Source organism: Aquirufa originis (assembly GCF_042714495.1).
Classification (GTDB): Bacteria; Bacteroidota; Bacteroidia; order Cytophagales; family Spirosomataceae; genus Aquirufa; species Aquirufa originis.
On the sequence record NZ_JBBKXY010000003.1, the window covers coordinates 592,377 to 613,577 of the forward strand.

Annotated in this window: 19 protein-coding genes and 1 tRNA gene; 8 read left to right on the top strand and 12 right to left on the bottom strand. The window is 44.6% G+C overall.

The features are described 5' to 3' along the window. Window positions 1-51: 51 nt before the first annotated feature. Genes SKC35_RS11050 through SKC35_RS11070 form a run of 5 tightly spaced genes read right to left on the bottom strand, consistent with a single transcriptional unit; the run spans window position 52 to window position 4,570 of the window. Entirely contained in the window at window positions 52-516 is a 465-nt protein-coding gene (locus SKC35_RS11050) for a YkgJ family cysteine cluster protein (protein ID WP_130923029.1), read from the bottom strand. After that, window positions 503-1,087 (bottom strand): thymidine kinase, encoded by a 585-nt coding sequence (locus SKC35_RS11055; RefSeq protein WP_236633161.1) that lies wholly within the window; start codon window positions 1,085-1,087, stop codon window positions 503-505. The genes SKC35_RS11050 and SKC35_RS11055 overlap by 14 nt, the downstream gene beginning before the upstream one ends. 48 nt (window positions 1,088-1,135) lie before the next feature. After that, window positions 1,136-1,894, bottom strand: a complete 759-nt coding sequence (locus SKC35_RS11060) for a succinate dehydrogenase/fumarate reductase iron-sulfur subunit (protein WP_377979420.1) — start codon at window positions 1,892-1,894, stop codon at window positions 1,136-1,138. Between the two features lie 9 nt (window positions 1,895-1,903). Beyond that, window positions 1,904-3,883, bottom strand: coding sequence for a fumarate reductase/succinate dehydrogenase flavoprotein subunit (locus tag SKC35_RS11065; RefSeq protein ID WP_377979421.1), 1,980 nt, complete (start codon window positions 3,881-3,883; stop codon window positions 1,904-1,906). A gap of 21 nt (window positions 3,884-3,904) precedes the next feature. Beyond that, entirely contained in the window at window positions 3,905-4,570 is a 666-nt protein-coding gene (locus SKC35_RS11070; RefSeq protein ID WP_377979422.1) for a succinate dehydrogenase cytochrome b subunit, read from the bottom strand. 171 nt (window positions 4,571-4,741) lie between these two features. Here SKC35_RS11070 and SKC35_RS11075 point away from each other — a divergent pair, with 171 nt between their 5' ends. From SKC35_RS11075 to SKC35_RS11090, 4 genes are all read left to right on the top strand, one after another. Then, entirely contained in the window at window positions 4,742-7,555 is a 2,814-nt protein-coding gene (locus SKC35_RS11075; protein ID WP_377979423.1) for a T9SS type B sorting domain-containing protein, read from the top strand. Between the two features lies 1 nt (window position 7,556). Then, window positions 7,557-7,892, top strand: a complete 336-nt coding sequence (locus tag SKC35_RS11080; RefSeq protein ID WP_377979424.1) for a DCC1-like thiol-disulfide oxidoreductase family protein — start codon at window positions 7,557-7,559, stop codon at window positions 7,890-7,892. Window positions 7,893-7,938: 46 nt separating this feature from the next. Next, window positions 7,939-8,820: an ACP S-malonyltransferase gene (gene fabD / locus SKC35_RS11085; RefSeq protein ID WP_377979425.1), complete on the top strand. Its 882-nt coding sequence runs from the start codon at window positions 7,939-7,941 to the stop codon at window positions 8,818-8,820. 128 nt (window positions 8,821-8,948) lie between these two features. Continuing rightward, a tRNA-Gln gene (locus tag SKC35_RS11090) sits at window positions 8,949-9,019 on the top strand. A 46-nt stretch (window positions 9,020-9,065) separates the two neighbouring features. Here SKC35_RS11090 and SKC35_RS11095 read toward each other — a convergent pair. From SKC35_RS11095 to SKC35_RS11105, 3 genes are read right to left on the bottom strand one after another with little or no spacing between them, the layout of a single operon-like run. Further along, a complete protein-coding gene (locus SKC35_RS11095) occupies window positions 9,066-9,989 on the bottom strand; it encodes a sugar phosphate isomerase/epimerase family protein (protein WP_377979426.1) in 924 nt (307 codons plus the stop codon). Further along, entirely contained in the window at window positions 9,986-11,248 is a 1,263-nt protein-coding gene (locus tag SKC35_RS11100; RefSeq protein ID WP_377979427.1) for an AGE family epimerase/isomerase, read from the bottom strand. Before SKC35_RS11100 ends, SKC35_RS11095 begins: the two co-directional genes overlap by 4 nt. Next, window positions 11,229-12,179 carry a bifunctional heptose 7-phosphate kinase/heptose 1-phosphate adenyltransferase gene (locus SKC35_RS11105; RefSeq protein ID WP_377979428.1) on the bottom strand — a complete coding sequence of 317 codons (951 nt, stop codon included), beginning with the start codon at window positions 12,177-12,179 and terminating at the stop codon, window positions 11,229-11,231. Before SKC35_RS11105 ends, SKC35_RS11100 begins: the two co-directional genes overlap by 20 nt. Before the next feature lie 87 nt (window positions 12,180-12,266). Here SKC35_RS11105 and glmM point away from each other — a divergent pair, with 87 nt between their 5' ends. Together glmM and SKC35_RS11115 are read left to right on the top strand one after the other, a co-directional pair. Further along, the gene (glmM, locus tag SKC35_RS11110; RefSeq protein ID WP_377979429.1) at window positions 12,267-13,655 is read left to right on the top strand and encodes a phosphoglucosamine mutase; all 1,389 of its coding nucleotides are present in this window, start codon (window positions 12,267-12,269) and stop codon (window positions 13,653-13,655) included. Then, complete coding sequence (locus SKC35_RS11115; RefSeq protein WP_377979430.1) at window positions 13,656-14,798, top strand: cysteine desulfurase family protein; 1,143 nt, start codon at window positions 13,656-13,658, stop codon at window positions 14,796-14,798. Here the strand turns inward: SKC35_RS11115 and proS are convergent. Then, window positions 14,795-16,267 (bottom strand): proline--tRNA ligase, encoded by a 1,473-nt coding sequence (gene proS, locus SKC35_RS11120; protein WP_377979431.1) that lies wholly within the window; start codon window positions 16,265-16,267, stop codon window positions 14,795-14,797. The two genes, SKC35_RS11115 and proS, sit on opposite strands and share 4 nt — an antisense overlap. Before the next feature lie 118 nt (window positions 16,268-16,385). Between proS and SKC35_RS11125 the strand changes: the two genes are divergently transcribed. After that, window positions 16,386-17,300: a hypothetical protein gene (locus SKC35_RS11125; RefSeq protein ID WP_377979432.1), complete on the top strand. Its 915-nt coding sequence runs from the start codon at window positions 16,386-16,388 to the stop codon at window positions 17,298-17,300. A gap of 9 nt (window positions 17,301-17,309) precedes the next feature. Next, window positions 17,310-18,863 (top strand): hypothetical protein, encoded by a 1,554-nt coding sequence (locus SKC35_RS11130; protein WP_377979433.1) that lies wholly within the window; start codon window positions 17,310-17,312, stop codon window positions 18,861-18,863. Here SKC35_RS11130 and SKC35_RS11135 read toward each other — a convergent pair. Genes SKC35_RS11135 through SKC35_RS11145 form a run of 3 tightly spaced genes read right to left on the bottom strand, consistent with a single transcriptional unit; the run spans window position 18,860 to window position 21,052 of the window. Beyond that, a complete protein-coding gene (locus tag SKC35_RS11135; protein WP_377979434.1) occupies window positions 18,860-19,378 on the bottom strand; it encodes a shikimate kinase in 519 nt (172 codons plus the stop codon). The two genes, SKC35_RS11130 and SKC35_RS11135, sit on opposite strands and share 4 nt — an antisense overlap. A gap of 7 nt (window positions 19,379-19,385) precedes the next feature. Beyond that, entirely contained in the window at window positions 19,386-20,468 is a 1,083-nt protein-coding gene (locus SKC35_RS11140; RefSeq protein WP_377979435.1) for a BT_3928 family protein, read from the bottom strand. Beyond that, on the bottom strand, window positions 20,468-21,052 hold the full coding sequence (locus tag SKC35_RS11145) for a DUF1599 domain-containing protein (protein WP_377979436.1): 585 nt from the start codon (window positions 21,050-21,052) through the stop codon (window positions 20,468-20,470). The genes SKC35_RS11140 and SKC35_RS11145 overlap by 1 nt, the downstream gene beginning before the upstream one ends. Window positions 21,053-21,201: the final 149 nt, after the last annotated feature.

Below are 21,201 nucleotides of genomic sequence, written 5' to 3' on the forward strand. Positions count from 1 at the left end.
TTGAATTACGAAATTGTCGAATTTTGACGTGAATTTCAAATCAAAAGTGGCTCAAGGGTAAATTTGCTCGATTTTTTCGAGGATTTGTGTCACAGCCGGGCAGATGAGCGCATTTTTTGAGGTTAATCCCAAAATCCCCATGATGTTCTTTCTGTCGGTATGGGGGTATTCGCGGCAGGCTTTGGGGCGGTGATCGTAGATGCCACATTTGTTGTCCTCTAGATCTAAAAAGGGGCAAGGTGCTTTTGGATATACCCAATCGCCGTCAGAATCTTGTACTAAATAAGCATCCAAGAAAGCTGACGTCTTCATTTTAAATAAATGTGATACGCGCTGTATATCCGTGTCATTCCACATCGGACTAGTCGTTCGACAACAATTGCCACAGGTCAGGCAATCGGTTTTCTTGAAAACCTCGGTGTGAGCTTGAAAAAATTGCTGATCCAAGTTCTTAGGCTTACGAGCCACTAAACGTTGGATGAGTTTTCGGAAAGAGGGGTCTTTAGTTTTGGCCATGGAAGCAAGAACGGCAGCGCGCCTCGTAAGACTCGGTTTCGCCTAATAAGACGGTTTGTTGTTGCTCCACCTTGCGGTAGGAATAATGAGCGGCCGCTCCACAGTTTACGCAAACTGCGTGCACCTTCGTGACGAACTCGGCGATGGCCATAAGTCCGGGCATAGGTCCAAAAGGTTGCCCTTTAAAGTCCATATCCAATCCAGCGACGATAATTCGCTTGCCTTGATTCGCTAGAGAATTACATACCTCTACGATGTGATCATCAAAGAATTGTACTTCATCTAAACCGATCACATCGCAATCTCCAGCTAGCAAAAGGATTTCTCCCGAGTTGTTGACTGGTGTGGAACGGATGGAATTTTGATTATGGGAAACGATATCTTCGTCGTGGTAGCGGGTATCTGCCATCGGTTTGAAGATTTCGACCCGCATTTGGGCGATTTTTGCGCGTTTTAGGCGGCGAATCAGTTCCTCCGTTTTACCAGAGAACATGGAACCGCATATCACTTCAATCCATCCAGCAGGTGGATTGCGTTCAGCAGATTTGGAATGGGTAGGTTCTAAAAACAAGGGCGTAAAAAGCCCCTGAAATTGCATCCAGGGGCTATAAATTGAAAATTATTTAGACGAGAATGTCGCTGAGAAATATTCGCGGTTCATACGCGCGATGTTCTCAATCGAGATACCTTTAGGGCATTCAGCCTCGCATGCACCAGTGTTTGAACAAGCACCGAATCCTTCTTCGTCCATCTGAGCAACCATCGCTTGCGCACGAGTCGCTGCTTCGATTTGTCCTTGAGGAAGTAGGGCTAACTGAGAAACTTTGGCAGACGTAAACAACATCGCTGAAGCATTCTTACAAGCCGCTACACAAGCACCACAACCGATACAAGCCGCTGCTGCGAAAGCTTCATCCGCATCGTCTTTGTTAATCGGGATGTTGTTCGCATCCTTCGCATTACCTGTATTCACTGAAACGAAACCTCCTGCCGCAATAATACGGTCAAAAGAAGAGCGGTTCACTACTAAGTCCTTAATCACAGGGAATGCACTCGCTCTCCAAGGTTCTACTGTAATAGTTTCGCCATCTTGGAACGAACGCATGTGTAATTGGCAAGTCGTAACGCCACGGTTTGGCCCATGAGGACGACCGTTAATGTACATCGAGCACATACCGCAAATACCTTCACGGCAATCGTGGTCAAACGCTACCGGATCATCTCCTTCTTCGATCAAACGGTTGTTTAACACGTCAATCATTTCCAAAAATGACATATCTGTGGAGATGCCGCTCACCTGATAAGTTTCAAACTTACCAGCTACGCTTGCATTTTTTTGTCTCCAAATTTTGAGTGTCAGGTTTAAATGTCCTTCCATTGTATCGAATTATTTATAAGATCTTTGAGCAATTTTGATGTTTTCGTATTTCAATTCTTCTTTGTGAAGTTTGAAAGTCGATTGTTTTTCGTATTCCCAAGCCGCTACATAAGCATACTTTTCGTCATCACGAAGGGCTTCCCCGTCTTCTGTTTGGTATTCTGTACGGAAGTGACCACCACAACTCTCGTTGCGATCCAAGGCATCAATACACATTAACTCGCCTAATTCAAGGAAGTCAGCCACACGGCCCGCTTTCTCTAATTCAGGGTTTAGGTTATCAATCTCACCTGGAATCTTCACATCTGACCAGAATTCTTTCTGTAAGGCTTGAATTTCCTTGATAGAAGCTTTTAAACCTTCCGCGCTACGAGCCATACCACACTCATCCCACATAATCTTACCTAAACGCTTGTGGAAGTAATCCACTGGCTTGTTTCCTTTGATGTTCATCAAAGTCTCTAAACGATCGCGTACCGCTTTCTCTGCTGCTACGAAGTCTTCAGAATCCGTTGACATCGCTGGCGTACGAATCTCTGATGCTAGGTAAGCACCAATTGTGTAAGGAATCACGAAATAACCATCCGCTAAACCTTGCATCAAGGCTGAAGCTCCTAAACGGTTCGCGCCGTGATCAGAGAAGTTAGCTTCTCCTAAAGCGTATAAACCAGGAACAGTAGTCATTAAGTTATAATCTACCCAAAGTCCACCCATCGTGTAGTGAACCGCTGGATAAATACGCATAGGCACTTCGTAAGGATCTTCACCCGTAATTTGCTTGTACATATCAAACAAGTTACCGTATTTCTCTTTTACGACTGCCTTACCCATCGCTTGAATCTCTTCATCCGATGGATTGTGCATGTTGTTTTTATTAGCTTCTCCTTTTCCGTAACGGATAATCGCCGCTGCATAGTCTAAGTAAACCGCCATTTTAGACGTTCCTACACCATAACCTGCATCGCAACGCTCCTTAGCTGCACGCGATGCAATATCACGTGGTACTAAGTTACCGAACGCAGGGTAACGACGCTCTAAGTAGTAATCTCTTTCGTCTTCAGGAATCTCGTTCGCCTTACGATTATCGTTTTGTTTCTTAGGAACCCAAATACGACCATCATTACGAAGGGACTCAGACATTAACGTTAATTTCGACTGGTGATCGCCTGAAACCGGGATACACGTCGGGTGAATCTGTGTATAACAAGGGTTAGCGAAGAAAGCCCCTTTTTTGTGCGCTTTCCAAGCCGCTGTTACGTTCGATCCCATCGCGTTAGTAGACAAATAGAATACGTTTCCGTATCCACCTGTACACAATAAAACCGCGTGTCCAAAGTGACGTTCTAAAGCTCCTGTTACTGAATCACGAGCGATAATACCACGAGCCTTACCGTCGATCGTAACGACGTCTAGCATTTCATGGCGAGTATACATTTTCACGTTACCCATTCCCACCTGACGTTGCAAAGCAGAATAAGCACCTAATAATAATTGCTGACCTGTTTGACCTGCCGCATAGAAAGTACGTTGTACTTGCGTTCCACCGAATGAACGGTTAGAAAGCAATCCACCGTATTCACGAGCGAAAGGAACCCCTTGCGCTACGCATTGGTCGATAATGCTTCCAGATACTTCAGAAAGACGGTGAACGTTCGCTTCACGCGCACGGTAGTCACCACCTTTGATGGTATCGTAGAATAAACGGTAAACGGAGTCACCGTCGTTTTGGTAGTTCTTCGCTGCGTTGATACCTCCTTGTGCGGCAATCGAGTGCGCACGACGTGGAGAATCTTGGAAACAGAATACTTTTACTTTATATCCTAATTCAGCTAACGATGCAGCGGCAGACGCACCGGCAAGGCCTGAACCTACCACGATGATTTCTAAGCTACGTTTGTTCGCAGGGTTTACAAGGGAAACGCTGGAACGATATTTGGTCCATTTGTCGGCTAAAGCGCCTTCTGGAATTTTGGCATCTAATTTTGTCATATCAATCGAATCGCTGAAATATTATTGAATCAAATGGAAATAAAAGGCAATCGGCATCGCAGCAAAAGCAGCTGGGATAACGATAGAGAAGATCGCTCCGATCGTTTTGATCGTAGGCGTATACTTAGGGTGATTCCAACCGATAGACTGGAATGCACTAGAGAAACCATGTAATAGGTGGTATCCTAACGAAATACATCCTAAAACATAGACTACAACCACAACAGGGTTCATAAATACCGCTTGCATCTCTGCATATAACGTATGGTCCTCTAAGCCCTCTGTTAAACGAGAGAAGTACCAAAAATGCTTCAAGTGAAGGATTAAGAACAATAATAATAAAGTTCCTAAAAGACCCATGGAACGAGAATACCACTTGCTGTTCGCAGCGCCATCCACCTTCGCGTAAGCGACTGGGCGTTTTGATTTGTTTTCTAACCAAAGACGAAGTCCGTCATAAATGTGTAATAATAAGCCCGCGAACAACACAATCTCCATCGTGCGGATGATCGGATTCGTTCCCATAAACTCTGCACCTTCATTAAAGGCCACTCCACCATCATTTAGGAAGATTAGGGCGTTCAAACTGCAGTGAACTAACAGGAAGCTAATTAAAAAGAGGCCCGTAATGGCCATCAGGAGCTTTTTCCCGAGAGATGAATTAAGTGATTTTGCTAACCAAGCCATAAATAAATGTATTTGTTAAAAGGAAATAAAAATAAACGAACAGGTTCGATTTTTTTTAGCTACCAAAACTACAATCGAATTGCCGCTCTATCAAATTTAAAACGTAAAAAATCCATTTTTTTTGAAAAAAACGAATTGCCTTCTTAACTTACAGCTAATCAAAAATGTTTTATGTTCATCAAAAGAATAAGCCTTTATTTCCTGTTTTTGTGCTTACTAAGTTTTGCAGCACAAGCGACCCACTTAAAGGGGGGAGAGATCACGGTTAAGCGTATTTCAGATAAAACATTAACCTTCGAATTTACCCTAACCACTTACACCGAAAACAATCGGGCGAATGTGGAGCAAAACACGGTGAACTTTTGTTTTGGCGATGGTTCTTCCATTTTGTCCGCTAAACGATCTGCAGGTTACCCCATCAATTTGGGAAATGGGACGATGAAAAACGTCTACAAAATACAATACACGTATCCCGCTGCTTCTTTATTTTACAAAGTTTCAGTGGCCGTTCCTAACCGAAATGATGGCGTCTTGAACATTACGCGCTCTGTCGACGTGGCTTTTTATGTAGAAACGATATTTTCCATTAATGCGGGCCTAGGCTTAAATTCAACTCCTATATTATTAAATCCCGCAGTCGATTTGACTGCTGTAGTCGGTCAGCCCTTTATTCATAATTCGAATGCGGTGGACGCGGAAGGTGATTCTTTGGCCTACCGATTATCCGTATCGAGAACAGGAGCAGAACTCAGCTGTGATCCTGTAGGAAGAGGTTTATTAGCCCCTAATTTTAAGCAGCCGAACGAAGTTTCGGCAACTCCATCCTCTTTTACGATTAATGCTAAAACCGGGGATTTGATTTGGAAATCACCCCAAGAAGTGGGTTTGTATAACTGTGCATTCATTATTGAAGAATGGAGAAACGGTGTGAAAATTTCCGAGACAGTCCGAGATATGCAGATCGAAGTAAAGGATTTAGATAACAAAGGGCCTCTCTTAACGGTGCCTGCTGATGTCTGCGTTCAGGCTGGAACACGCATTAACCAAACCATTACGGCCATTGATCAGGTCTCCAAAACGGGACGGGTGGATCCGATATCCATTACGAGTAGTGGAAATGTGTATGCGATAGATACATCTTATGCGGTGAAACCTCCTAATGCGACCTTTACAGCCGCTGCCCGCCAAACGTCTCTTACGGCTGTAGGTACATTCAATTGGCAAACAGATTGTGTCCACATTCGGAAAGAAGGTTATGATGTCTTTTTCAAGGCTGAGGACTTTCCGCCTGTGACGAGTGCTGGGGCGAGTAATTTAGTGGATAGTAAAATTTGGAACATACGCGTGATAGCGCCAGCAGTGAAAAATGTGACGGCTACAGCAGGAGTGGGAACTGCCATCGCGCTTAAATGGTCTACATACAACTGTTCTCTACCTAATGCTACGTTGATTTTGTATCGAAAGCAAGGTGCCTGCGATGCGATTGTTAATGCGAATTGTGCTACGGGAATGACGGCAGCTGGTTACAACGAACTAGCTCGCTTGCCCATTACGGCAATAACTTACACGGATAATGCCATCGTAAAAAATACGAATTACTCTTATGTGCTAGTGGTGGCCTTTACGAATTCGAAAGGAGTAGACGATTTCAGTCCGATGTCGAATTCGGCTTGTTATTTGATTGCCAGCGCTTCGCCTATTATGACCAATGTATCTGTGCTTAAAACGAGTACCACGGCAGGGGAGAACTTAGTGCGCTGGACGCGTCCGGTGAAATTAGATACGCTGCAATACCCAGGGCCTTACAGCTATCAATTAATGCGTGCGGCTGGTACAGGTGCTTTTGGTGCGATTGGTTCGCCTATTTCAGCATCGATTCTTACTGCGGTGAATGATACAACCTACACAGACACGGGAATTAATACCTCAGCCGTTACTTACCGTTATCGGACGGATTTCTATTATACCTTGAATGGGGTACGTACCTTGTTAGAGTCACCTACACCAGCCTCCAATGTGCGTTTAAGTACGCAAGTGGCCATTGCTTCCGTGAAATTAGCTTGGTCGGCTACAGTACCTTGGTCCAATGAAAACAAAGTGCACCGCGTTTACCGCGAGACGCCACGTGGTTCTGGGCTCTTTAACCGTATTGCAGATGTGCCCGTAACGACGGCTGCGACCTTTAAATACGTAGATTTGGGGGCAGATACCTATGCCGCAGATGGGACTTTTTCTATAACCATGAAGACGGATTCATCGTATTGCTATTATGTGGAGACTTTGGGGTCCTATGGCCCAGGCTTACCTGCGATGGAGTTAATCAATAAGTCGCAAATCATTTGCGGCATTCCACAGACAGACATTTTCCCATGCCCTCCTGCGTTGCAGTTGTATACGGTGGATTGCGCATCCCTAGATACGAAGGCGGATTGTTCTTTCAGTAGCTTTACGAATCAACTCACTTGGACGCCTACGGTTTCTGGTGTTTGCGATCCGGATATTGTGAGTTATAAGATTTATTATGCCAAAGACCCTTCGTCTGCCTATACTTTATTGGCCACTTCTTCTACGTTGAACTTCTCACACATTCTTCAAAACTCCTACCGCGGTTGTTATTATGTGACGGCGGTGAGTGCCTTAGGGAAGGAGAGTGGGCCTAGCACGAAGATTTGTGTAGAAAACTGTTCCTCGTTTGACTTACCTAATTTATTTAGTCCAAACGGTGACGGCCTGAATGATTCATTTAAGCCGATGCGCTGTCCACGTTTTGTTTCGAATGTGAACGCGAAGATTGTAGATCGTAATGGTCAGCTGATTTACCAATATTCCGGTCCTTTGGCTGGGTTTGGTTGGAATGGAACGGATGCAAACGGAGTTCAGATGGCAGCCTCGTCTTATTTCTATACTTGCGATGTGGTTTTCGATCTTTTTGACAAATCTGCACAAAACAAGAGTCTGAAAGGCTGGGTAGAACTAGTTCGCTAAAATGGACGGAATCGTATTAATCGATGGTAATTGCCGCTTTTGCCGCTTCTCTTCGAAGCTGCTAAAAAGGATGGTGGCTGGCGAATTGCCCATTATTCCCGAGACTTCCTTTACGGAATTTACACTTCCTGACATCGATAGTATTAAATGGGTAGTTGGTCATAACGTTTATGTGAAATCGGATGCCCTATCGCGTATTTTAGTCAATGCCCATTGGTATTTTCAACCTCTTCGTTTGGTTTTTTTATTGCCCGCTAGCCTATTGGATAAAGGCTATGATTGGGTGGCACAGAATCGATTATTTTGGGGTAAATCGGTGGACGATTGTGCCATTTAGGGCTTTTGGCCTATCTTTGTGAAACAATTAATCAAAAATCATTCAAATGAAAGCATATATTTTCCCAGGTCAAGGTTCTCAGTTTCCAGGTATGGCAAAGGATCTGTATACGAATTTTCCTTTGGCAAAGCAGATTATCGATGAGGCGGATGCCATCTTAGGTTTCTCGTTATCGTCGGTGATGTTCGAGGGAACAGAAGAGGAATTGAAGCAAACGAAAGTGACGCAGCCTGCGATTTATTTACATTCTATTTTGATTGCCAAATTAGGCAAAGACTTCGCTCCCTCGATGGTAGCAGGTCACTCCTTAGGCGAGTTTTCTGCCCTTGTTTCTGCCGGTGGTTTAAGCTGGCAAGATGGATTACGATTAGTATACCAACGAGCTCTTGCGATGCAAAAGGCCTGCGAAATCGAGCCAAGCACCATGGCTGCCGTTTTGGGCTTGCCTGATGCAACGATTGAAGAAATTTGTCAGGCTTACGGTCCATCCGTAGTAGCAGCGAACTTTAACTGCCCAGGCCAAGTCGTGATTTCTGGATCAGTAGAAGGAATCGAAGCAGTGGGTATTCAATTGAAAGAAGCGGGAGCGAAGCGCGTATTACCTTTGCCAGTGGGTGGAGCATTCCATTCGCCTTATATGGAACCAGCTCGAGTAGAGTTAGCCGCAGCGATCGAGGCAACCGAAATCGTAAAACCGATTTGCCCTATCTTCCAAAACGTAAACGCTAAACCATCTCAAGATCCAGCCGAAATCAAAGCAAACTTAATCTCACAGTTGACAGGTGCCGTTCGTTGGACGCAGTCAGTTGAAGCGATGGTAGCCGCGGGTGCAACCGAATTCATCGAATGTGGGCCAGGTAAAGTATTGCAAGGCCTTGTTCGTAAGATTCACGCGGAGGCTGTCGTTTCTTCTATAGAATTAGCATAAGAATAATCGAATTTGATGCGCTGATTGTGAGCGCTGTAGCAAAAAATGACCGAAATAATTCAATTATTTTTTCGGTAACATTTGATAATTTGGGTCCAAGCCCTTACTTTTGCATCACATTATGGTATTGACCTATGGTGTAATGGTAACACACCAGTTTTTGGTTCTGGTTTTCTAGGTTCGAATCCTGGTAGGTCAACATAAATTAAAAGAGCTCATCGCAAGACGAGCTCTTTTTTTTATTTCTAGATCATCTTCTTCATCTTCTCCAGTCCAGTCTTAGCCACTTTCAGAGGATCTTGTGCCCAAAGTTCCTTATTAAATAATTCTAACGATAGAATAACCGGTTTTTCGGATGGCTTTAAGCGCTTAATGATTTCTTTAATGGGTGCTTCGCCATCCCCCGCATAAATGCGGTCGCCGTCCGTAATGGAGGTGGGTTTGATGGAAGTGACGTAGTCGTTGACGTGGAAGACTTCGATCGAGTTTTCTCCTACTAGGTGGAGGCAGTCGATGGAGGATTCGCCTTTGTAGATATGGAATACGTCTAATAGAAGTTTGGCGTTGGGTTGGCCGGCTTCGGCAGCTACGAAAAGGACGTCAGCGACGCGGTTCAGATTTTTTGAGTGTCCCCACATTTCCAGTTGTGGTGTCACGCCGGTGCTGACTCCTAAGTCGAGGATGGCGCGGTAGCGTTCGGCCGCGCGGCGTAGGTCGAGGCCAGCTTCTTTCGTGGCGCCCATCGGTGGAGCGGCGGTGCGGAAGCAGCCTAATTGCGCGAGCATATCCATCTCACGTTTCATTTGTTCCAAACCTTGTTTGCGTGTCGCCTCATCGTCTACAATCCACTGAGCAAAGCCGATGGCGTTTTGAATCTTAATTCCTAGGTCATCGATGCGCTTCTTCGCTTCTAAAAGGGTTCCGCCTGATTTCAAATAGGCCTCAAGCGTAGGTACCCAAATTTCACAATGCTGAAAGCCGGCCGCGGAGGCGACTTCGAGTTCTTTGATGAGTCCTAACTTTTGGCCCATAATCGTACTCATATTCAGCGAGAACTCGAATTTATGAGCTTTTGCAACCGGTGCGGCGGAGGCAGATGATGGCAGTAATGCAGCTCCCGCGGCAGTTCCAGACGCAATTAATAAATCGCGGCGACTAATGTTTGTCATAGGTTTAGGTTTATTTCGCCTAGCTTCTCATAGGAGAGAATCATCGAGCGAACATTATGGTAATTTATCTTCCAGTTGTGGGCCATGTGTCGCCAAATCGGTTCCCCCTCACGGGTCATCAACGGCCACCATTCACCGGTATTTCGGTTAATCATCTTATCAAAAACGAAGCGATGCACTTGTTCGTAGGTTTTCAAGAATTGCGGATCTTTCGTTACTAGATAAGCGTCTAGCATTCCAATGAGCATTTCGGCTTGTTGCCAAAATTCTTTTTCTACATCCGTAGGTCCGCCACTGTGCGATCCTTCCACGTATACACCGCCATACTCCCAGTCGATGCCATTTTCCATCGAATGGTAGAAAGCCTTTTTGATGGTATCCAAATAAGGTGCGGCATCAATCTTACCCACCTTAAGCGCGTGTAATAAAAGCCAGCCAAATTCCGAGTTGTGGCCGTAGGAGGTATTGTCGACGGCTGAGGCTTTTTGGCCTCCCTCCTGAAAACGATCCCATCCCCACACGATATCGAATTTAATCTGTGGCGCTACGCTCCAGTCCGCCCAAAACTGAGGAATACCTGTCCCCGTCTTCGGGTCCATTATTTTATAAATCAAAATATCAATTGACTCCTTTAGCTTTCTGCGGTGTATCTCTTTTCCACTTGCCTCATATAAAGTCGTAAACGCTTCCATCAAATGCATGTGTACATCTAAGGTCTTGCGGTCCCCGCCCGGCGCGCCTGGTCCCATCAGCGACCAATCTGCTGCAAAGAATTCCCAGTAACCGCCGTGATGGGTATCAACGGCATATTTTTGGAGTAAATCAAACACCTTCTCCGCATATTCTAATCCTATCGGATCCCCTGTCGCCAGGGTATATTCGCTTAGAGAATAAATCGCAAAACTGTGGCCATAGCCGATCTTTTGCTCGTTTGTCGCCTCACCAGCGCGGTTGACCATCCAATAGAAACCGCCGTGTTCTGTATCCCACATTTTGTCCAATAAAAACCGAACTCCATGTGTAGCCATCTCTTTCATAACCTCTCCTCCAAAACCGTGGCGATAGGCCTGCGAGTACGTAAATACGGATCGCGTCATCGCAATCAACGACTTCTCATCATCCCCCGCATCGTCCCCAAACTCATTGAAGTGGGTTATGTACCCACCCAGTTTCATATCGACCGTGCGTTGAATCCAAAAGGGCAACAAAGCGCCCTCGGTATAGTCCTTGATTTCTGCTCTAAGCGATTGTATGTCCATCGTGTAATTGTCTAATGGCGTCCGGACTCGCGGAGCCCGTTTCACCTAGTTGATGAATACTGATATGTACGGCCAAAGAGGCGAATTCACAAGCTTCCTCCACCGAGGCTCCCGCCGCTCTCGCCGCCGAAAAACCTGCTACTACCATATCTCCCGCACCCACCGTATCGATGGGGCCTTTCACTGGGAAAGCAGGTTGGTGATGAAATTCACTTGTACTGGCATATACCATTCCTTTTTCGCCTAAGGTGACTAATACTGGTTTGTTTCTCGTGTTAGCCCAGCTACGGATATTTTCCGGGGTGGCTGGCTTTTGGTTAATTTTGATGAACTCAGCCTCATTTACTTTTAGAGGGAGGTTTCTAGCAAAGCTACCTAAGCTGCGAAGATCTGCTATAGCTTGTGGATTAGTTAGCGACTCGATGTGCTGCGCTTGCAAAAGAGGAATACTAAATTGTTCATTGAAGATGATCCAGTCGAACGTTTCAGCAGCTAAGGCTTGTAGGAGTTCTCCTGTCTGTGCTTGAAAATTCGAAGACCTTGTTCCAAAATCGATTCGATTCAATTCTTCCTCTTTTTGCAGCGGTTTCGAATAGGTAGGGGTATCGATATTCGTTTCTATGATGTTTTTAGCATCGATGCCTAGAGCCGCCATTTGATGCTCCATCTCTCTTCCGAAGAGGTCATTCCCGCGTACCCCAAAGGCCGAAACGCGTGCACCTAAAACAGCTAGATTCTTCGCCACATTACCCGCGCCTCCTAAATAAGCCCGCGGCTCGGAAGCCAAATGCACTTCTTTCGTGGTTTCAAGAGAAAATTCTCCTGTAGAGGTTTGAAGGTCAAAATAGAAGTCCAACGCAAAATCCCCCATCACTGCCATACGCAGTTGTTGGATTCGAGCCAAAATGGTCTCTAATCTTTCGGAATTCATGTAGGATAGGTTTAGCTAAATTTTCATCGAAAAATAGGGATATTTTCTTTAATTTTGATCATCTATTCATTCTAATTCATTTTTGTTTTGGCACTAATCAAATCAATCTCAGGCATACGTGGTACCATCGGTGGAAAACCGGGCGAAGGTTTAAGTCCACTCGACGTCGTTACTTTCGCAGCGGCTTATGGCACCTGGTTAAAGAAAAAAGGACATCCATCGAACTCGATCGTGTTAGGTCGTGATGCACGTATCTCCGGAGAAATGGTCAGTTCCTTAGTAGCCAATACCTTAATCGGTTTAGGCTGGGATGTTTTAGATATCGGTCTATCTACGACCCCAACTGTTGAATTAGCGGTGCCCTGGACGAAAGCGGCAGGTGGAATTATCATTACCGCAAGCCACAATCCGGCGCAATGGAATGCCTTGAAATTATTGAATGATCGCGGAGAGTTTATCTCAGATCAGGATGGAAAAGACTTGTTGACGATCGCCGAAAATCAGGATTTTGATTTTGCGGACGTGATGAAATTGGGTCAATTAACGCAAGATGATAGCTTTTTACAGCAGCACGTGGATCACGTGTTAGGCTTGAGCTGGGTGAACAAATCTGTGATTGAAAAAGCGAACTTCCGTGTATTAGTCGATGCGGTGAATTCGACCGGTGGAATCGTAGTGCCTATGTTGTTGAAAGCTTTGGGTATTCAGCATGTGGACGTGATTTTTGGCGAGGCTACTGGCCATTTTGGCCACAACCCTGAGCCACTTCCAGAGAATTTAACGGAGATGATCTCGAAAATGAAAGGAGGAAATTACGATTTAGGAATCGTGGTAGATCCAGATGTGGATCGCCTTTGCTTTATTTCGGATGATGGGACACCTTTTGGTGAAGAATATACACTTGTGGCAGTAGCTGAATATGTGCTTTCTGTGAAGCCAGGCAATACCGTTTCTAATCTTTCTTCTACGCGTGCTTTAGCGGATGTAACCCGCAAAGCAGGTGGCGAATACTACGCGGCAGCGGTAGGAGAGGTGAATGTGGTGACTCAGATGAAAGCGGTGAACGCGATCATCGGAGGCGAAGGAAATGGAGGCGTGATCTTTCCTGAGTCGCATTACGGACGTGATTCCCTGGTGGGAATCGGTTTGTTCTTGACGCATTTGGCAAACAAAGGCATCAAAGCATCAGAATTACGCGCGAGCTATCCGGCTTATGTGATTTCCAAAAACAAAATTGAATTATCCGCTGACCTGAACGTTGATTTAATCCTCGCAACGGTGGCAGAAAAATACAAGAATGAAAAGGTAAACACGATCGATGGCGTGAAAATTGACTTTCCAGATCGCTGGGTTCATTTACGCAAGTCGAATACGGAGCCGATCATTCGGATTTACGCGGAGGCATCTTCGGAGGCTGAGGCAGATACACTCGCTCAACAAATTATACGCGTGATTGAAGAAATCGCGCAACTTTAAATGACAGATAAAACACCTATTTACCTAGACAACGCGGCGACCACTCCGGTGGATCCAGCGGTTTGGGCTGAAATGCAGCCTTATTTCGAGAATTTTACTGCGAATCCCTCGTCGATTCACTCCCACGGTCGTCAAGCGAAAGTGGCCGTAGAAAAGGCGCGTAAAACGATCGCCACTTTATTAGGGGCATCGCCATCGGAGATTTTCTTTACCTCTGGTGGAACGGAAGCGGATAATACGGTCTTGCAATCGGCTGTTTTGCACGGAGGATGCAAGGTGATCATCACGTCCCCATTAGAGCACCACGCGGTATTGCATACGGCGGAGGCATGGGCGAAACTGGGTTTAGCGGAATTGAAATTAGTTCGGGTGAATTCAGATGGAGCGATTGATTTAGCGCATTTGGAAGAATTATTGGCTTCATCAGATAAGGCGATTGTGAGTTTGATGCACGGGAACAATGAGATTGGTAATTTATTGGATTTAAACGCGGTGGGCGACCTGTGCGAGCAATATGGAGCCTTATTTCATTCCGATACGGTCCAAACCATGGGCCACTACAAACATGATGCTTCTGTCTTGAAAGTACATTTTATGGTGGGTGCCGCGCATAAATTCCATGGTCCTAAGGGTGTCGGTTTCTTATACGCAAAAGCCGGAACGAAGTTCAGTCCGCTGATGCACGGTGGAGCGCAAGAGCGTAACCAGCGCGGAGGCACAGAGAATGTGTATGGGATGATTGGTATTGCCAAAGCCCTAGAAATGGCCTATTCTGCCATGGACGAGCACGCAACCTATATCAAAGGCTTGAAAGCGTATTTCATCGAAGGATTACAAAAACAATTCCCAGGCATTTCCTTCAACGGAGCTTCTGGGGATGTAGAAAATAGCTTATATACGGTATTGAACGTGCGTTTTCCATCGGTGGCGGACGGCGACATGCTGTTGTTTCAATTAGATATCGAAAAGATTTCAGCTTCAGGCGGTAGCGCTTGTTCGAGCGGTACTTCGGTAGGTTCACACGTGTTATCGGCCTTGAACCCGACAGCGACGGGTGCCGCTGTTCGTTTCTCCTTTAGCAAAAATAATACCCGAACGGAGATCGATCGGGTATTAGAAGTATTGAAAAATATCGTGTCCTAGTAGGCGCGAGCAAAGATAACTCTGCGGCTGGAAGGTGCTCCTGTTAGGACGCATTTTCCAGCTTCTTCTTTTGCATCAAGTGGGATACAGCGAATTGTCGCTTTCGTTAATTCTTTGATTTTCTCTTCTGTCTCAGACGAACCATCCCAGTGCGCAGAAAGGAATCCGCCCTCTTCGATTTTCGCGGTAAACTCGTCCCAGCTATTCACTTCGAACGTATTGGCTGCTCTGAAGTCAAGGGCTTTTTGGTAGATACTCTTTTGGATGTCTTCCAAAGTGTCCACGATCACGTCTTCGATTCCCTCGAACGGCATGCTTGTCTTCTCTCTCGTATCGCGACGCGCTAATTCAATCGTCCCGTTTTCCATATCGCGGTTACCGATTGCTAAACGTACCGGAACTCCTTTTAACTCGTATTCAGCGAATTTAAAGCCTGGGCTTTGATTCTCAGCGAAGTCAAACTTCACGGATACACCGCGGGATTTTAGCGCCTTCACTAATGGATTGATGCGCGCTTTGATATTTTCTAATTGCTCTTCGCCTTTGTAAATCGGTACAATCACGACTTGAATCGGAGCTAATTTAGGAGGCAAGACTAAACCTTGATCATCCGAGTGCGCCATAATCAAGGCACCCATCAAACGCGTCGAAACACCCCAGGAGGTACCCCACACATAATCCAATTGATTTTCCTTATTAACGAATTTTACATCGAAAGCTTTAGCAAAGTTTTGGCCTAAAAAGTGCGACGTTCCCGCTTGCAACGCCTTTCCATCTTGCATCATCGCTTCGATGCAATAGGTTTCATCCGCTCCAGCAAAACGCTCATTCGCCGTTTTAATTCCTTTCAAAACCGGCATCGCCATAAAAGTCTCTGCGAATTCCGCATACACCTCTAACATCTGCTCTGTTTCTTCGATTGCCTCTTGCTTCGTTGCGTGTGCGGTGTGGCCTTCTTGCCACAAGAACTCCGCCGTACGCAAGAATAAACGCGTACGCATTTCCCAGCGCACCACGTTCGCCCATTGATTAATCAATAAAGGCAAATCGCGGTAAGATTGAATCCAGTTTTTATAAGAGGACCAAATCACCGTTTCCGAGGTAGGTCGCACAATTAATTCTTCTTCTAATTTCGCGTCTGGATCGACGATCACTCCGCCGCCATTCGGATCATTCTTTAGTCGGTAGTGCGTAACGACTGCACATTCTTTGGCAAAACCCTCCACGTGTGAAGCTTCCTTCGAAAGGAAAGATTTAGGGATGAAAAGGGGGAAATAGGCGTTTGTATGGCCTGTTTCTTTGAACATATCATCCAATGCGCGCTGCATCTTTTCCCAGATGGAATAGCCATAAGGTTTAATGATCATACAGCCTCTCACCGCTGAATTTTCGGCTAAATCTGCTCTCTTCACTAATTCGTTGTACCACTCAGAATAATTGTCCGCGCGGCTTGGTAGGGATTTACTCATAATTATTGTTAAAATCGTAATGTAGTGTTCGTTTTTTCGTTTACTTTACGTTTGCAAAATGGAACGATACAAAGATACGTTTTGTTAGCCTTTTAATTGACATCATCCGCTAAAAACCATGAAAAATCAATCCTTTGCTTATGTATTGCTTGTAGGATTTGGAATCCTTTCCAGCTGCGTGAATGTGACGAATAACTCGTATGCATCAGATGATTTATACGATGAGGCGAATCGTTCTGTTCAGATTGCCAAAGCGCAGGCGACTAAAGCCGCTAAAGAGAAGAAATACCTTGATTTTCAAGATTTAGAGGAGTCTGATGTGGAGGTGATTGAGGAAGAGGAGGGATTAGCTCAACAATCGACGACTTCGGTCAATCCCAATTTATACGAATCAGCTTACCAACAAGGGTTTAACAATGGATTGTACAATAGCCCTTACATGGGTTATGGCTATCGATATACCCCATTCTCGTATTGGAGTCCTTCTTATTCGTATTTTGTGAATCCTTACACTACCTTTAGTTTGGGTTTTGGCTTCTCGTATTTCAATCCTTATTCGTATTATAATCCTTACGCTTACTACAGTCCTTTTTACAGTCCATTTGGGTATAATCCATACTTCAGTGGGTATAATTATTATGGGCCTGGAGGTAATTACACGGGATACAGTGGACAATACATGACAAATGACACGCGAGAAAAGAGAAATTTTGGCCCTCGGGATGATCGTTCGAACAATCGAAATTCTGGTGGAAATTACACCAATTCTCCTCGAGGGGGTAATAATTCTTATAACACGCAAGGCAATAATTTGCCACGTGTAAATACACAGCAGACTTACGGAACAGGATCTAGTTCTCAGCCTTATGTGGCACCACGACGTAATTCAAATTATGAATACCGTTCTGCACCCGTGGATGGAGGAGCCCAACGTAACTACTCAGCACCTACCCCGTCTTATAGTAGCCCAAGCTCCGGTGGAGGTTCTAGTTCCGGTGGTGGCGGAGGTGGTTCTAGTCGCGGTCCTCGTTAATTTACGATCATGAAAAAAGCTCTTTTCTTATTTTTCAGCATTTGCACGCTGAACGCGGCTATGGCCCAAATCTATACGTATCCTAGTTTAGCGAAGCAATTCTCCACTTCGTATTCAACGGGTACAGCTCGTATGCAGGCTTTAGGTGGCGCTTCTAGTGCTTTAGGGGCTGACTTAAGTGCCATTACTGGGAATCCAGCGGGTCTAGGTTTGTATACGCGTTCAGAGGTAAATATGAGTTTGGCCTATACTGGGGTTCAAACCAAGTCGACCTATTTAAGTACTTCCAATGAGGCCTCCGAAAATCAAATTCAAATGCCTACGCTAGGGATGGTCATTTCTAGTAATAACCTAAGTGGAGGGGATTGGCACGGATCATTGGGTTTTGGCTATTCGCGTCAAGCCATATTTATTCAACCTATACATATTTCAGGTACGAATAACCGCAGTTCTCTTTTAGATAATTTTATTGAAAAAGCGAATGATAAAGGTGCAACTGGCGCTAGTTTAGATGACGAATATGACGCCTATTCCGGGACGGCTTCTTCTGCTGAGGCTTTGGCCTATCAAACCTATTTAATCAACCCCAATTCCGTTTCCGGGGGAGCGCCATTCGAACGTTTTCAGCCTTTGTTGCCTACAAATCAATATGGTTCAGCCACTAATTCTGGCGCTTTAACATCCTGGGATTTTGCCTATGGCGCGTCATATCGTGATAAGTTCTACTTAGGAGCGGGTTTGCATTTTTCCAAAATTAGTGCCAGTTCTTCCACTACTTGGGAAGACGAATTTGTAGGGGCTAAATATGTGGCAGGCTTTCAATATGCAGAGACATTATTGACTTCAGGTTCAGGCATTGCCCTTAGTCTGGGAGGTATTTATAAAGTGAATCCATCGTTACGTTTGTCCTTAGCCTTCAGAAGTCCGACCTATTACGATCAGATGAACGAAACCTACGACGCGCGTTTATTCCCTAATGTCATAGGCATTCCGGCCATCGGTTCTACTGGTAATCCAATAACCATTACGAAAGTGAATCCGATGCGCTTAACGACGAATGAATTCACATATCAGTTATTAAGTCCGATGAAAGTGTCTGGTGGATTTGCGTTTTTCTTTTCGAAGAAAGGGTTCTTGACGGCGGATTTAGAATATGTAGGTTATGGAGGAATGAAAGTCTATTCTGCTGAATTAGGCGGTTCTGCTAATCAAGCATTTCAGACGAAATACAATGGTCAAATCTCTCGCAATTTTGAAGGGGCGCTAAATATTAAAGTGGGATCTGAAATTCGTGTTTCTCCTTCCCTAAGTATTAGAGGTGGGGCGGCGATGTTTGGAAGTGGATATGCCCAAAGCTATGACACAATCGATCGCAATGCCTTTCAATTTTCTGGAGGAATCGGCTACCGTAAATCGAACTTCTACCTAGATTTAACGGCTATTCAGCGTACGCAAAAGGATGCGTATACACCATATACGCTAAAGAATGTAGCGGATTATAGTTCGGCTACGGTAGATCTAACGTCCACGCAATTGATGCTTGGAGGTGGAATCTACTTTTAAACGGGTAAGTATTGATCTAATAGCCAAAGTAATTGGCTGACGGTGATTTCCCCGTCTACTTGAACATCAGCTTGCTGATAAAAAGGTAAGCGCTCCTCAAAGGTTTTTTTGATGGAGGCGATGACTACTTCTTCGCTTTGGGTCTTATCTAACAAAGGACGATTATTGCCTTGTGCTTTGTATAATCGCTTGGCTAAATCATTTACATCCACGTTTAGGAAAACGCTAACGCCATTTTGCTTGATGAAGTCCATATTGTCATTAAAGCAAGGTACTCCGCCACCCGTTGCAATCACCATCGATTGATCAGGTTGAAAACCACGAAGGGTCTTTTTTTCTATTTCGCGGAAATGCGCCTCACCAAAATTCGAAAAAATCTCAGACACAGTCTTCTGTTCACGGGTCTCAATTAACTTATCCATGTCCATAAAGGAGTAACCAATATTCTTTGCTAATTCTTTTCCCAAGGTACTTTTACCCGAGGAGGGCATTCCTACTAAATAGATATTCTTCATTCTGGTTTTATTCTAGGCTTTGTTGAATTTCATCCGCAGAAGGTAAGGCGTAGGAAGACCATTTCCCTTTCACCGTTCCATCCTTCAATAGCCACAAACCCGGGCTAGAGCGAACGATTGTTTTAAGTATTTTCGTATCAGCGGATAGCGCTGGGATCGCTAACTGGTATTTATGACGTAAGGCGTTTACCTCTGCATCTGGTGAGGCCGAAACTAACCAAACGGTGATGTTTTTCAAACCTTTCGTTAGCTGTTCAATTTGCGGTAAAGCCCCTTCATTCATGTGGTGAATGTTCGGGATAATGACCATCAATTTCGCCCCTTTAAAGCTTTCTTGCGTATAATTAGTCGTATCTCCCTCCGCCCACAATTGATAATCAGTAATTAGTGGTCTAGCCTCTTTTTCATTCGTCGCCTTCATCGAGATGAATTGGGCTGTCGTGTCTGTAGGCATTTCGGTTAGAGTTGTCTCAACACCTTGGATTTTGTACACATAGGAGAATTTTAATGGCTCCCGTTCTTTCATATTCGTGGGAATATGATCGCCCACCGCATAAGGTAATCCATCGCTGATAGGTAGGTGGAAATAACAGAATGTGCCTAGTGCAATACTAGCGATGGCTGTTGCTATTACCCACTTACCCGTTTTTCTATCTGTCGGTTTCTTCGCAATCAATAAAATGACCGTCAGAACGAGTAAGAATATATCTTTTCCAAATGACGTCCAGGGAGTTAATTTAATCGTTTCGCCAAAACATCCACAGTCTGTTACCTTGTTGAAATAGGCCGAATAGAAAGTCAAAAAACCGAAAAAAGCTAGGATGCCTACAAAGGCGTACAAGGTCTGTTTGATGCGGTAATTTAGGGCAAGTGCTATCGCTAAAACGATTTCTAAGCTACTTAATAGGATGGATAGGATCAGTGCATAGGGAATCCAAAACTTCCAAAAAACCTCCATAAAAGCGAAGTCTACCGAGAATACCTCGAAGTATTCTTCTAGCTTTAGTTGGGTTCCTATCGGGTCGTTCAATTTAATGAGACCTGAGAAGATGAAAATCCCCACCAATAAAATCTTCGCGATTTTGGTCATTATTGCTGTTGTTGCTGCTGTTGTTGTTGTTCGCCTTTCAATGTAATCAGGCAGAACACGGCGTAATTAAGCATATCTTGGTAATTTGCTTCTACACCCTCTGAAACCAATGTTTTACCATCATTGTTTTCGATTTGCTTCGTACGGAAGATTTTCATCAGAATTAAATCTGTCATGCTGCTGATGCGCATATCGCGCCAAGCCTCACCGTAATCGTGATTTTTGTTGCGCAATAATTCCAACGTTATCTCCACTTGATCATCGTAAATGCGGCCTAATTCCTCTGGCGCGAATTCCATTTGATCAGAACCTTCCAGCGATTTTTGAATTAAAGCGATGATGCAATAGTTGATGATTCCAATGAATTCTCCTTCGATGCCATCCTCGATTTTTTGCGCACCTTTTTCTTGGATACTGCGAATGCGTTGGGCTTTGATGAAGATTTGGTCAGTTAAGCTAGGTAGTCGTAAAATTCTCCATGAAGTACCGTAATCTTTGTTTTTTTTATCAAACAAGGCTTTGCAGTATGAAATTACTTGGCGATATTCGATTTCGGTTTGGGAAGGCGTTGAGTCCCTATTCATAGATACAGTTTTTAGACGATGCTCACGTTTTTATAGCCTACAAAATTATTTAAATTATCCTAAAATTCACTCGATTTGGACGCTCTTTTTTCCACAAGTCAAACAATCCGTTTAAATGGGCAATTGCTTGATTTTTCGAAGCCCCAAAT